Below are 13422 nucleotides of genomic sequence, written 5' to 3' on the forward strand. Positions count from 1 at the left end.
GTGTTCGAGCACGTGACTGACCCTTCAGCGCAACCATAATCACGTTTGTCGTGATAAGGGGCTATGTTGACTCAGCTCTAGCTAGTTTAAGCAACGGATGAGCGGCTGTTCCGCGTATTGTCGCAAGCTGCTGAGGAAAAGCAGCACAATGGAAATGATCATCGCGGGAACCCTGCATCGCTGGCGCAAGGTCATAGCCTTCAATAACATGCTGGAGGTTATAGACAACAAACACGTAAGGCCGGAACTGGCTCTGAACTGTGTTGAAGAACTGTAGTGGTCAACTAATTCCGGACAGTATGTTAAGTTTTTCTTCAGTCACAACGTAAGCGCCCTTAAATCGACTCACTTGTCCTCGGTCGAGCTGCGGCACTTTTTTGAGGTTCGTTCCAGCTCCACATTTCACGACAACAGTGTCTCCAGCTTTTCCAGCGTCAGCAATGCTCTCCAGAACATGCTGAATATAAACCGAGGATTCCAGGCTGTCGGCTCTCGCAGCTTCGATCAGGGAGTAACACGTTGCACTGGTACGGGCGCCCTGCGAGGTATCTGCAAATAGCCATGCTTTTCAACCAAAAGAACGGATGGATAGCCTTTTCGGACAGCACGTTACTAATCTTTAGGTCGCCTCGTGCGCAGTAACCCACCGAGGTGGGCCATTGGTTAAACGTATAATCCATGGCGATAAATATCAGGGTGCCCTTTGCAACCCTGCCTGCGTTCAATTCCAGCCAGGTCTTCAGCGTGTTCAGTCCGGGCACGATCCGTTCCTGACAAATGCGCTTGCGCAGCAATAGTTGTCCGGCGACTGGCACTATTTCTGTGCGTGCGAGGTGTCCATAGGTTAAGCAATGACACGCTTAATCGAAAGAAGTCGGTATGGACCGATGGGCCACCGCATGCCGGAGGGTGCTCAGATGAAACCCGGGGTCTTATGTGGGTCATGGAGCTTTACGCACAAGCTCGTCACGTTGGTGAGGAGATAAAGCTTCGCCCAGTACTCCCCTCTTTGTGAAAACCCTTCACTCGACCCTGCGCGCTTCCCAGAAGCGTTTTTTCAATTTGCAGTTTTCTACAACTCTTTGCTTTACTCATTGTGAGGAGGGTTTGACTGCAAAAAGCCCACGAACCTGAGGGTGACGAATACCCAAGCGAACAGAGGTATTGTCAGAGGACATTACAGTTTGATAAAAGTGAGTCTCTTGCCGATCCATAGTCTTGGTGTTGCTACTATTCTGTGTACCACACAGACGTTAGGCTATCTTCTTTCAAAAAGTATCACTTCTACAATTGAAGCATTCATGTTTAGCGAGACAGTAAGGGCTCTTCCAAGGACAATCTTAGACTAGGTGACATACTTGCGAAAGCAGTGGAAAGAGCTGCCTCGTCATTAGGACTCGCGTTCGGACAGCTCGCACTCATCCTAGGCGTTAATGAAAGTGACCTGAGAGCGTCTATTGATCCATTGAAAGAGTGTCTGCCCATGCATCATCATCCTAGCGAGGGCCCTTTTTTATCGCCTGGCGTCACTCACATTTTTCTTTGCTTTATTAAATTGGGCGAGGGAAGTGATATGTTAACGTGCACTCACTTGAAAAACTCCCACTAACTTACTCAGTCGTTGAGCGGTATTTTTTACTGATACCGAGCGATCTTGTAGTGTTCCTATAGAGCCGTTCATTTGTTCTGCTGATATGCCAACACGGCGTGCGGTATCACCATGGCGTTGACTATTTTGATCAAGCTGCTTAATAATAGAAAATATTTGTTCAACTAGATTATGTAGATAGGTGTTTTCTGATGATGCCTCTTCAGTCATCTTTAAACTGCGATCGACATTTTGCACGCCTGTTTCCATAAACGTAACGGCAGCCTGTGTTTCTTGCTGAATGCCCTCAATCATCTTTTCAATTTCGCTAGCAGAACCGGATGTACGTGATGCCAACTTACGGACCTCGTCGGCGACGACCGAGAACCCTCGACCATGCTCACCCGCTCGCGCGGCCTCGATAGCCGCATTGAGTGCCAGCAAGTTGGTTTGATTGGTAATCTCGGTAATAACACCGACAATTTTACCCACATCGACCGTGCGACTATCCAATGATCGTACTGTTTTTGCCGATGTTTCCACGATATTGCGAATATCTTGTGTGCCAGATCGCACCGCTTCAAATTGTTGTCGCGCTTCTCGGACAACGGTATCCATAGCTTCTTTCAATGCTTGAGCTGTCGTCGTCGCTTGACTGATTTCAACCAGCTGCTCTTCTAATAAGGCCAACATCTCCTTAATAGCATCAGAAACTTCAGAGGAGACTTGATAGGCTTCTTTATTCGTATCGAGCATGGCCTGATTGGTGTTTTTTACGCTGCTACTCGTGGCAATCACTTGACCAACGATGCCATCAAGACTATCGATAAAACTATTGATCCAACGCGCCATATCACCGGTTTCATCGGCTACTATTTGATGCTGTGCTATCCGCTGCCTCAGGTCACCTTCACCCTCGGCAATGGTTCGAATTACTTCGGACATTTCGTCAAGACGCATAGCTAAACGATGAGTACTTAATTTAGGAAAAATGAATGCTGTAATAACGACCAGCAACATTGAAAGGCCTATAATTACCAGCTGCGGCAGTGGTGTGAAATAATGCAGACCGGTGTTGATTGCAAGAATAGCCGTACTTGCCAATAAAAACCCTTTCATTAAACCAAGATTAATCGACCGACGGCGGTAGACTTCTTCTAAATCGCCTTCACACATCATCCCCCAACGATCGGGTGATCCTTTAAGCTTAAAGGTAACCCCTTTACCTATAACGGGAATATGTCGGTAGTCAGAATAACCGGGATAGGTTATGAACACATTTTCACCGTTACGAATGGTTTCACGAACACCCGGGTGAAGCTGGCCTGTTGCTGGATCAGTAAAGCGCAATTCTAATTCGGTATGTCGATTAACTTTGACGGTGCCCCACTTAGTGTGAATGCCGCTTTTTAAATTATCGTCACCTGAGATCGCATCATCTTCAAAGCGTGATCGTGATAGGGCTGTACCCTGTTCAATACGGTTGTCGAAATTAGAATCCACCATAAAAATATAGTTGTCACCTGAGTCAGGATAAATATGGCCTGCTTCGCGCTGAATCAGATCGCCCAGGACGTCATTGGGTACCCGCGCGCACACTGCACCATAAAAAACACCCAGGTGTTTGATCGGCTGATAAAACATCAAAGTGACTTCATCATGAAAATCGGAGCTGGATCTGCCTATTTTCAAGGTCATTGGATCTATATAGGGGCCATGCAAAAACTGTTTACTGACACCCTCAGTAACCGCATCAGTCGCTAACTTATTAAGCCCAATATGTTCATTAAAGGTCGAGCTAATAACCGTACCCTGCATATTGATTACAAATATCTCGGAAAAATCAGGTACCGAGGCTAAACGTTCATTCAACCAGGCTAGGTCAACTGCCGGAAAGTTCGTTGAAATCTGATTAGCCATAAATTCTAATTGTTCCCACTGACTATCTACCCATTGGTTAAGAATTTTTACCCGGGTAGCCGCAATGCCTTCAAAGGTTTTTTCAACTGAACTATAGAGATGACGGTTTAGGAAACATGATTTGTACATAGCCAACTTTCCAGTTTGACCGAACCAAGGCAGCCATTTCTTCTCTTTGAGGCTAAGATTCATTGAGCTGCTGTTAAGTACACTCATGTGATGGATTCTCTTTGTTAATTCAAACAGAACTATCAAGAGATAATGCAAAAAATGAACCATTATAATTAATTCAATTGAATCAATTATTTATAGAACTTGAACCTATTTTTTAGCTGACTTTTTGAGTTTTAACGGTGCGGGATAGATTCACTTTTTGAAAAAACGCACAAATGGAGGGCGCACCCTCTCCCTCTGTCAGCCTAGTGGTTCAGTTGGCGATTTTGGCTTAAATTCATATCAGATTAGGCTGTATGAGAGCGGTCATGCCATGTTATTCCGAAGAACGAAACGCGGCCGTGCTGAAGACGTTGTTACCTCCGCAGAACCGCAGTGTGGTGCAGGTGGCGGCAGAGGAAGGCATATCGGATGGGACTCTGTAGAGCTGGTTAAAACAGTGTCGACAACCAGGAGTGCCTGTCCATGAATTCCCTGATTCAATTGATGGTTCGGGTAACTCGAACCAGGAACAAACAACTCATTAACTTCCGACAACGGAACTCCAACAAACTTATACGGCAATGCTATGAAACCCAGACAACGTAATTCCCGGATCAATCACAACACTGTTCATTACTGACTCGCTTTACTGCTGAACCAACCATTAGCCAACACACTGCTATTTGGATTCCCGGTGATGTAATCAACAAACCCACCTGTTACTTACTGGACCATGTCTGCCATTCATGGTCACCCCAGACTGATCAAACCGGATAAACCAGACACAACAAACACTCTGTCGATCAACTCCCGCCAACTTGTATCGCGAGTGTCCTGCCAGGCTTATTCCACCGTAACACTTTTCGCCAAATTGCGAGGCTGGTCCACATCTGTACCTTTAAGCACGGCAACGTGATACGACAGCAACTGCAGAGGCACTGTGTAAACGATTGGCGCGGTAACCTCGTGTACCGACGGCAGTGATAAAACGTGCAGACCTTCTTCCGCCTGCACGTTGGCTTGAGAGTCTGCAAACACAAACAGCTCGCCGCCGCGGGCGCGGACTTCTTCAAGGTTGGATTTGAGCTTTTCCAGCATCGCATTGTTCGGGGCGACGGTGACGACCGGCATGTCGCTGTCTACCAGTGCCAACGGGCCATGTTTGAGCTCGCCGGCAGGATAGGCTTCAGCGTGTATGTAGGAAATTTCTTTCAGTTTCAGTGCACCTTCCAGCGCCACCGGGAACAGGGAGCCGCGGCCCAGGAACAGGGTGTGGACTTTGTCCATAAAGGCGCCAGACATCTCGGCGATGGCGCTGTCTAACGCAAGAACCTGCTCAACCTGCCCCGGCACCCGATGAAGTGCCTCTACGATTTCAGCTTCGCGCTCTTCACTCAAGCCATTGTGGCGCGCCAGCGCAAGAGTGAAAATCAGCAACGCGGTGAGCTGGGTGGTAAAGGCTTTGGTGGAAGCCACACCGATTTCCGGGCCTGCCTGGGTCATCATCACCAAATCAGATTCGCGCACCAGTGAGCTGCCGGGCACGTTACAAATGGCCAGCGCCGCGCGGAACCCGGCTTTTTTTGCCTGGCGTAAGGCCGCCAGGGTATCGGCAGTTTCACCGGATTGGGAAATACACAGGAACAGGGTATCCGGCTGAATCACATGCTTGCGGTAGCGGAACTCGGAAGCCACTTCTACCGAGCAGGGCACACCGGCCAAGTCTTCAATCCAATAACGGGCTACCATGCCAGCGTGATAACTGGTGCCACAAGCAATAATCTGTACGTGTCGCACGCTCTTGAGCAGGTCTCCAGCGGACGTTCCCAGCGCTTGTTCCAATACCTTTTTGGCGGTGACCCGGCCTTCCATAGTGGCTTTGATGACACGTGGCTGCTCAAAGATTTCCTTCAGCATAAAGTGGCGATATTCGCCCTTATCAGCGGAATCGCTGCCATGTTCAAAGCGATTCACTGTGCGTTCTACCACTTGCCCTTCACGGTCGCGAATGTCCATGCGGTCGCGGCGAATGTCTGCCATATCGCCTTCTTCTAAAAACATGAAGCGGTCTGTTACCGGCAGCAACGCAAGTTGGTCAGATGCAATGAAGTTCTCACCGATGCCTACGCCAATCACCAGCGGACTGCCTTCGCGGCACACGATCATGTGATCGGGTTCATTGGCGTGTATGACCGCCAGGGCGTAAGCGCCGCGCAGATGGCTGATCGCTTGGCTAACCGCTTGATACAGATCGCCGGTGATGCGGTATTTTTTCTCGATCAGGTGGGCGACCACTTCGGTGTCGGTTTGCGAGGTAAATTCGAAGCCTTCAGCTTTCAGCTCCTCACGCAGTTCCTGGTAGTTTTCGATAATGCCGTTGTGTACGATGGCAAGTCGGTCGCCAGACATGTGTGGATGGGCATTTATCTGCGAGGGCGCACCATGGGTGGCCCAACGTGTATGGGCGATGCCCACAGAACCCGCCGGCGGATTGGCAGCAATGGCTTCAGCCAAAGCAGCCACTTTGCCCACTTCGCGGGCACGATGCACCTGTGCTGCGGAGTCAATCACGGCCATACCTGCTGAATCGTACCCGCGGTATTCAAGGCGACGCAGTCCCTCAAGAAGTATGCCGTGAACGTCCCGTTCTGAAACCGCACCTACAATGCCACACATGCTGTTTGTCCTGTTCGTCGTCAAAATTGTCGTGAAAACGGTAAAAAAGTTCTGGAAAGCTGTAAAAAGTAATCGTACTCAGTGTTTTTTTGGCTGTTGCCAGCCGGGTATATTGCGCTGGCGCCCGCGGGCAACTGCCAGTTCTTGCTCTGCGACATCTTTGGTGATGGTCGAACCTGCGGCAACAGTGGCACCAGCGCCAATAGTGACCGGTGCTACCAACGCACTGTTGGAGCCGATAAACACGCCATCACCTAACACCGTCTGGAACTTGTTCACACCATCATAGTTGCAGGTGATGGTGCCCGCGCCTACGTTTACGCCAGCACCCAGCGTAGCATCGCCGATGTAGCTCAGGTGGTTAATTTTACTACCTTCACCCAAGATGGCTTTTTTGGTTTCAACAAAGTTGCCCACTTTGGTGTTGGCCGCCAATTGTGTGCCCGGACGTAGGCGCGCGAAAGGTCCGACCTGAGCGTTGGCACCCACGCTGGCCTGCTCGATTACGCTGTGAGCGTGAATCTGCGCGCCATCGGCTATGGTCGCATCGGTGATCACGCAGCCTGGGCCAATAGACACATAGCTGCCCAGAGTCACCTTACCAATGAACACCACGTTGACATCAATCAGCACGTCGTTACCAATGCTGAGCTCACCGCGCACGTCTACCCGCGCCGGATCCGCCAACGTGGCGCCTTCTGTCATCAAACGTTGGGCTTCGCGGCCTTGATACCAGCGCTCAAGCTCAGCCAGCTGCACGCGGTTATTCACGCCTTGTACTTCAAACGCATTGCTCGGTTGAGCAACGTTGACGGTCATGCCTGCCTGCACCGCCATGGCGATGATATCGGTCAGGTAGTATTCACCCTGAGCGTTACTACTAGAAAGCTGTGGCAACCAGGTTTTCAGATGCCGAGCGCTGACGGCAAGGATGCCGGTGTTCACTTCGCAAATCGCCAGCTGTTCCGCACTGGCGTCTTTTTGTTCCACGATAGCGGTTACCTGGCCTGCACTGTTGCGCAGAATACGGCCGTAGCCATGGGGGTTATCCAGGGTGACCGTTAGCAGCCCGAGAGTTTTTTCATCCAGGTTCTGAACCAGCCCTTGCAGCGTATCCGCCGTGGTCAGCGGTACATCGCCGTAAAGCACCAGTACTCGCGCATCATCCGGTAAGTCTGGCAATGCTTGGGCAACGGCATGTCCGGTGCCTAGCTGTTGCTCCTGCATAACCCAGCTGACTTTATGGCCAGCAGAGGCGGCTTTTACCTGGTCGGCACCATGGCCAATTACCCCGTGAATACCCGCCGCGCCCAAGGTCTTGGCCGTCGCTATCACGTGGTGCAACATAGGTCGCCCAGCAACCTTGTGCAGCACCTTCGGCAGCGATGATTTCATCCGAGAGCCCTGGCCTGCGGCCAGAATAACAACGTGCAGCGGTGACATGAGGTAACTCATCCTTTGTGGTCAGACTCTATAAAACGGAGATTCCTATAATAAAAAAGCCGCATCCTTGCAGTGAGCGAAGGTGTTGCACTCACCCAATATGGTGACACAACACCCGCTACCCACGCCGGGATGCGGCTTGTTCAGGGCGAGCCCTGCCGAACGCTGTTAACGAACGTTCTTACGCAGTTTTTGCAATGTGCGTAGCTGAGCGGCGGCTTCTGCCAGCTCGGCCGCGGCACGGAAATACTCGAACTCGCCCGTTTTATTCGCCAGTGCCGCTTCGGCGTCTTTCTGGGCCTGCAATGCTGCGGCCTCGTCGACGTCTTTAGCACGCACCGCGGTGTCGGCCATCAGGGTGACAAGATTCGGCTGTACTTCCAGGTATCCCCCGGACACATACAGAATTTCTTCTTCACCACCTTGCTTGATGATCCGCACAGCGCCCGGTTTGAGCGCAGACAGCAGCGGAGCATGGCCGAACTGAATGCCTAACTCACCCTCTGTGCCGGTAGCAATCAACATTTCTACCAAGCCGGAGTAAATCTTCTTTTCAGCGCTTACGACGTCGCAATGTACAGTCATAGCCATTATCTAAGCCTCTTGGGTCAGAAATTGAAAGAGGATTACTTGCTTTCTTTCGCTTTCATGGCCTTCGCTTTTTCGACGGCTTCGTCCATGGTGCCGACCATGTAGAACGCCTGTTCAGGCATATCATCATAGTCGCCATTGAGGATGCCTTCAAAGCTGCTAATCGTCTCTTTCAGAGACACGTACTTGCCCGGTGAACCGGTAAATACTTCAGCAACGTGGAATGGCTGAGACAGGAATCGCTCAATCTTACGAGCGCGGGATACGACCTGCTTGTCATCTTCTGACAGCTCGTCCATACCCAGAATAGCGATAATGTCTTTCAGTTCCTTATAGCGCTGTAAAACGTTCTGCACACCACGAGCAACCGCATAGTGCTGCTCGCCAATCACCAGCGGATCCAGCTGACGCGAGGTAGAGTCAAGCGGGTCGATCGCCGGGTAGATACCCTTGGAAGCGATGTCACGGCTCAGTACCACGGTGGCGTCAAGGTGGGAGAATGTGGTGGCTGGTGACGGGTCGGTCAAGTCATCTGCCGGTACATATACCGCCTGGATGGACGTGATGGAACCGTTTTTGGTGGAGGTAATACGCTCCTGCAACTCACCCATTTCCTGGGCCAGCGTGGGCTGATAGCCTACTGCGGAAGGCATACGGCCCAGCAGTGCCGATACTTCGGTGCCGGCCAGGGTGTAACGGTAGATGTTGTCTACGAAAAACAGTACGTCACGGCCTTCGTCACGGAACTTCTCGGCTATGGTCAGACCGGTCAGGGCCACACGCAGACGGTTTCCCGGAGGCTCGTTCATCTGCCCATAGACCATCGCTACTTTATCAAGAACGTTGGAGTCCTTCATTTCGTAGTAAAAGTCGTTACCTTCACGAGTTCGCTCACCAACACCAGCGAATACGGAGAGACCGGAATGCTCTTTGGCGATGTTGTTGATCAGTTCCATCATGTTAACGGTCTTGCCCACGCCGGCGCCGCCGAACAAGCCCACTTTACCGCCTTTGGCAAACGGGCAGATCAGGTCGATAACCTTGATGCCGGTTTCCAGCAGGTCCGCAGATGCTGCCTGATCGGCATAACCGGGTGCTTTGCGGTGGATAGCCCAACGCTCTTCTTCGCCAATCGGGCCCGCCTCGTCGATAGGGCGACCCAGAACGTCCATGATGCGCCCCAGAGTCTGGGTGCCCACAGGTACCGAAATCGGTTCGTGTGTATTTTCTGCTCTCAGGCCGCGTTTCAGGCCCTCGGTGCTGCCCATCGCGATGGTACGTACAACGCCGTCGCCCAGCTGTTGCTGAACTTCCAGAGTTGTTTCGCCACCTTCAAGCAACAGTGCGTCGTAAATGCCGGGCACGGCATCACGTGGGAATTCCACGTCGATAACCGCGCCAATGATCTGAACGATGTGTCCGCTACTCATGCTCGGTTCCTCGTTATCTTCATAGTCAATAATACCAGTAGGATGGTGGCGAATCAGACCGATGACGCGCCGCTCACAATTTCCGAAATCTCTTGCGTAATGGCTGCCTGACGAGCTTTGTTGTATACCAACTGCAGGTCTTTAATAATGTCACCGGCGTTATCGGTAGCACTCTTCATGGCAATCATCCGGGCAGCCTGTTCGCAGGCCAGATTCTCTACCACGCCCTGATAAACCTGGGACTCAATATAACGCGGCAGTAGCCCGTCCAGAATCGGACGCGAATCCGGCTCGTAGATGTAATCCCACTGGTGACCGATGTCTTCTTCTGTGCCTTCCGGCAGCGGCAGCAATTGCTCAGCTTTCGGCATTTGCGTCATGGTGTTGACGAATTCGTTGCTAACCAGATACAGCCGGTCAATTTTGCCGTCCCGGAAAGAATCCAACATTACCTTAACGTTACCGATTAGAGCTTCCGCGCTAGGGTCGTCGCCGATGTGCGTTAGCGCCGCAATCACGTTACCGCCGTAGCTGCGGAAAAATGACGCGCCCTTCTGCCCAATTGCGCAGAGATCAATTGCAACATCTTTATTTTTCCAGTCACGCATTTCGCGCACCAGCAGTTTGAACGCGTTGCTGTTCAAACCACCGCACAAACCGCGGTCAGAGGAGATAACGATGTAGCCTACGCGCTTCACCTCTCGCTCAAGCATAAACGGATGCCGATAATCTTTATTGGACTTGGCAATGTGTCCGATTACCTGGCGCATCTTTTCCGCATAAGGCCGAGTCGCTCGCATGCGTTCCTGAGCTTTGCGCATTTTACTCGCCGCCACCATTTCCATGGCGCTGGTGATTTTTTGCGTGCTCTTGATGCTGCCGATCTGATTACGTATTTCTTTTCCGATGGCCATAGGTCACTGCCTTTTCAAGTTAGACACTCATTTGGACCAACAGGCCCGCCACAGCGGGCCGGCGCTGCTACCAGGTTTGAGTGGTCTTGAATTTCTCCAGCGCAGCTTTCAGGCCAGCGGCAACGTCATCATTATAGTTGCCGGCAGCACCGATTTTCTCAAGCAGTTCTTTTTGCTCGGCACGCATCCAATCCAGCAATTGTGCTTCAAACTCAACTACTTTGGTGACATCGATGTCATCAAGGAAGCCTTCGTTGGCGGCATACAGAACGGTCCCCATTTCAGCCACAGACATCGGGCTGTACTGGTTCTGCTTCATCAACTCGGTAACGCGCTGGCCGTGCTCAAGCTGGTTACGGGTGGCTTCGTCCAGATCCGAGGCGAACTGGGCAAAAGCCGCCAGTTCACGGTACTGAGCCAGAGCCAGACGAATGTTACCGCCTAGTTTCTTCATGATCTTGGTCTGAGCTGCACCACCTACCCGCGATACCGAAATACCCGCGTTCATAGCCGGACGGATACCGGAGTTAAACAGGTTGGTCTCGAGGAAGATCTGGCCATCCGTGATAGAAATCACGTTGGTCGGCACGAAGGCCGACACGTCACCTGCCTGAGTTTCGATGATCGGCAGCGCGGTCAAAGAACCGGTTTTGCCTTTCACTTCACCGTTGGTGAACTTTTCAACGTAATCCGCATTTACACGGGAGGCACGCTCCAGCAGACGGGAGTGCAAATAGAACACGTCACCCGGATAAGCTTCACGGCCTGGCGGACGACGCAACAGCAGAGAAATCTGGCGGTAAGCAACAGCCTGTTTCGACAGGTCGTCGTACACAATCAGAGCGTCTTCGCCACGATCACGGAAGTATTCGCCCATGGTGGTGCCGGAATACGGTGCCAAAAACTGCATGGCTGCAGGATCTGCCGCACCTGCGGCCACAACGATGGTGTGATCCATCGCACCGTGCTCTTCCAGCTTGCGCACAATCGCAGCAATCGACGACTGCTTCTGACCGATGGCAACGTAGATACACTTGATGCCGGAATTCTTCTGGTTGATGATCGCATCGATTGCAACAGCGGTCTTACCAATCTGGCGGTCACCAATGATCAGCTCGCGCTGGCCACGGCCAACCGGAACCATGGTATCAATCGCTTTCATACCGGTTTGGATCGGCTGGTCAACTGACTGACGTTCGATAACACCCGGTGCTACCTTTTCAACCGCATCGGTCAGGCTGGTACCCAGCTCGCCTTTGCCATCAATCGGATTGCCCAAACCGTCAACGACGCGGCCCAACAGTTCCGGACCAACCGGGACTTCCAGAATACGACCGGTGCAACGGACTTTCTGGCCTTCGGCCAGATCTTCGTATTCACCCAATACCACGGCACCGACAGAGTCGCGTTCGAGGTTCAGAGCAATACCAAAAGTGCCGTTAGCGAATTCAATCATCTCGCCCGACATAACGTCAGCCAGGCCATGAATCAGCACAATACCGTCTGCAACAGACAGAATGGTGCCTTCGTTTTTTGCTTCAGAAGAGATGTCGAGCTTGTCGATTCTCTTTTTAATGATGTCACTGATCTCGGATGGATTCAGTTGCTGCATGCCTTTGTCCTCAAACCTTTTGCTGAAATCAGGAGCCCAGTGCTTTGGCCATTTTTGCGAGCTTGCCACGGATTGAAGCGTCAATAACCATATCACCGGAATTTACCACCACGCCGCCAATCAATGAGCGATCAACAGCGGTTTCCAGGATGACTTTACGCTCCAGTTTTCTGGACAATGCTTCTGCCAAATGTTGCTGCTCTTCGGGTGTCATTTCGTACGCCGTGCTGACCTTCATATTCACCGTGCGCTCAAGTTCCGCACGGTAGAAAGCAAACATGGTCGAAATTTCCGGCAGCAGCGCCAGGCGCTTGTTTTCAGCAAGAATCAACAGGAAGTTTCTGAGTGCTTCGGGCATCTGTTCTTCAGCGGTTTCGAAAAACAGCTCTGCCTTGCGTTGCTCAGACAGGCCAGGATTGGCCAGAATGTTCTTCACAGCTTTGTTAGCCGCCAGAAGACCTACAAAAGCCAGCGCCTGATCCCAGGAATCGACGGCGTCATGTTCTTTGGCGGCTTCAAAAACGGCTTTCGCGTAGGGCCGGGCTAACGTTATCGGTTCTGCCATGGGTCCCTCGCTTAGAGTTGTGCTGCCAGCTTATTCAGCATGTCGCTGTGAGCTTTAGCATCGACAGACGTTTCTAGAATCTTCTCGGCACCGGCAATGGCAAGTACTGCCACTTCTGCTCTCAATGCGTCACGAGTCTGAACACGCTCCTGCTGAATTTCCGCCCGGGCTTGCTCAATGAGCTTTTCACCCTCTTTGCGGGCATCGCCTTTGGATGCTTCCACAATCTGGGCGGCGCGCTTATTGGCCTGATCTATAAGACCGGCGGCTTCTTCTTTGGCTTGTTGCATTTTCTGGGCAGCTTTTTCCTGAGCAAGCTCAAGATCCAGCGAAGCCCGGTCAGCAGCAGAAAGACCATCAGCAATCTTCTTCTGGCGCGCTGCCATGGCTGCCGTAATCGGCGGCCACACATACTTCACGCAGAACCAGACGAAAATAGCGAAGGCAATCGATTGCCCTATTAACGTAAGGTTTATATTCACGGCAATATACCTCTTGCTATTCGTTGCGTGCTGGAAACCAAAAAA

The 13422-nt window shown here is 51.6% G+C and carries 11 protein-coding genes; 1 reads left to right on the forward strand and 10 read right to left on the reverse strand.

Annotated features, from left to right (window positions below):
* The first annotated feature begins 148 nt into the window (after positions 1-148).
* The gene (locus tag ABA45_RS19640) at positions 149-277 is read left to right on the forward strand and encodes a hypothetical protein (RefSeq protein ID WP_264753023.1); all 129 of its coding nucleotides are present in this window, start codon (positions 149-151) and stop codon (positions 275-277) included.
* Between the two features lie 157 nt (positions 278-434).
* Here ABA45_RS19640 and ABA45_RS18035 read toward each other — a convergent pair whose 3' ends face one another.
* The 10 genes from ABA45_RS18035 to ABA45_RS18080 all read right to left on the reverse strand — a co-directional run bounded on the left by ABA45_RS18035 (position 435) and on the right by ABA45_RS18080 (position 13377).
* Complete coding sequence (locus ABA45_RS18035) at positions 435-815, reverse strand: IS66 family transposase (protein WP_406564640.1); 381 nt, start codon at positions 813-815, stop codon at positions 435-437.
* 761 nt (positions 816-1576) lie between these two features.
* Positions 1577-3724, reverse strand: coding sequence for a methyl-accepting chemotaxis protein (locus tag ABA45_RS18040; RefSeq protein ID WP_048388481.1), 2148 nt, complete (start codon positions 3722-3724; stop codon positions 1577-1579).
* Positions 3725-4507: 783 nt separating this feature from the next.
* On the reverse strand, positions 4508-6340 hold the full coding sequence (gene glmS / locus ABA45_RS18045; protein WP_048388483.1) for a glutamine--fructose-6-phosphate transaminase (isomerizing): 1833 nt from the start codon (positions 6338-6340) through the stop codon (positions 4508-4510).
* A gap of 78 nt (positions 6341-6418) precedes the next feature.
* Complete coding sequence (gene glmU, locus ABA45_RS18050) at positions 6419-7783, reverse strand: bifunctional UDP-N-acetylglucosamine diphosphorylase/glucosamine-1-phosphate N-acetyltransferase GlmU (protein ID WP_048388485.1); 1365 nt, start codon at positions 7781-7783, stop codon at positions 6419-6421.
* 168 nt (positions 7784-7951) lie between these two features.
* Positions 7952-8374 carry a F0F1 ATP synthase subunit epsilon gene (locus ABA45_RS18055; protein ID WP_014873131.1) on the reverse strand — a complete coding sequence of 141 codons (423 nt, stop codon included), beginning with the start codon at positions 8372-8374 and terminating at the stop codon, positions 7952-7954.
* Between the two features lie 35 nt (positions 8375-8409).
* Positions 8410-9804 carry a F0F1 ATP synthase subunit beta gene (gene atpD / locus ABA45_RS18060; RefSeq protein ID WP_048388487.1) on the reverse strand — a complete coding sequence of 465 codons (1395 nt, stop codon included), beginning with the start codon at positions 9802-9804 and terminating at the stop codon, positions 8410-8412.
* 53 nt (positions 9805-9857) lie between these two features.
* Positions 9858-10718, reverse strand: coding sequence for a F0F1 ATP synthase subunit gamma (gene atpG, locus ABA45_RS18065; protein WP_014873133.1), 861 nt, complete (start codon positions 10716-10718; stop codon positions 9858-9860).
* 67 nt (positions 10719-10785) lie between these two features.
* The gene (gene atpA, locus ABA45_RS18070) at positions 10786-12330 is read right to left on the reverse strand and encodes a F0F1 ATP synthase subunit alpha (protein WP_014873134.1); all 1545 of its coding nucleotides are present in this window, start codon (positions 12328-12330) and stop codon (positions 10786-10788) included.
* 28 nt (positions 12331-12358) lie between these two features.
* Entirely contained in the window at positions 12359-12895 is a 537-nt protein-coding gene (locus ABA45_RS18075; RefSeq protein ID WP_014873135.1) for a F0F1 ATP synthase subunit delta, read from the reverse strand.
* A gap of 11 nt (positions 12896-12906) precedes the next feature.
* On the reverse strand, positions 12907-13377 hold the full coding sequence (locus ABA45_RS18080) for a F0F1 ATP synthase subunit B (RefSeq protein WP_014873136.1): 471 nt from the start codon (positions 13375-13377) through the stop codon (positions 12907-12909).
* Between the last annotated feature and the right edge of the window lie 45 nt (positions 13378-13422).

This window comes from Marinobacter psychrophilus, from assembly GCF_001043175.1.
GTDB classification, from domain to species: Bacteria; Pseudomonadota; Gammaproteobacteria; order Pseudomonadales; family Oleiphilaceae; genus Marinobacter; species Marinobacter psychrophilus.

Coding starts and splice junctions, on each gene's coding strand:
- ABA45_RS19640 (WP_264753023.1), top strand. CDS start 149: ATGGAAATGATCATCGCGGGAACCCTGCATCGCTGGCGCAAGGTCATA.
- ABA45_RS18040 (WP_048388481.1), bottom strand. CDS start 3,724: ATGAGTGTACTTAACAGCAGCTCAATGAATCTTAGCCTCAAAGAGAAG.
- glmS (WP_048388483.1), bottom strand. CDS start 6,340: ATGTGTGGCATTGTAGGTGCGGTTTCAGAACGGGACGTTCACGGCATA.
- glmU (WP_048388485.1), bottom strand. CDS start 7,783: ATGTCACCGCTGCACGTTGTTATTCTGGCCGCAGGCCAGGGCTCTCGG.
- ABA45_RS18055 (WP_014873131.1), bottom strand. CDS start 8,374: ATGGCTATGACTGTACATTGCGACGTCGTAAGCGCTGAAAAGAAGATT.
- atpD (WP_048388487.1), bottom strand. CDS start 9,804: ATGAGTAGCGGACACATCGTTCAGATCATTGGCGCGGTTATCGACGTG.
- atpG (WP_014873133.1), bottom strand. CDS start 10,718: ATGGCCATCGGAAAAGAAATACGTAATCAGATCGGCAGCATCAAGAGC.
- atpA (WP_014873134.1), bottom strand. CDS start 12,330: ATGCAGCAACTGAATCCATCCGAGATCAGTGACATCATTAAAAAGAGA.
- ABA45_RS18075 (WP_014873135.1), bottom strand. CDS start 12,895: ATGGCAGAACCGATAACGTTAGCCCGGCCCTACGCGAAAGCCGTTTTT.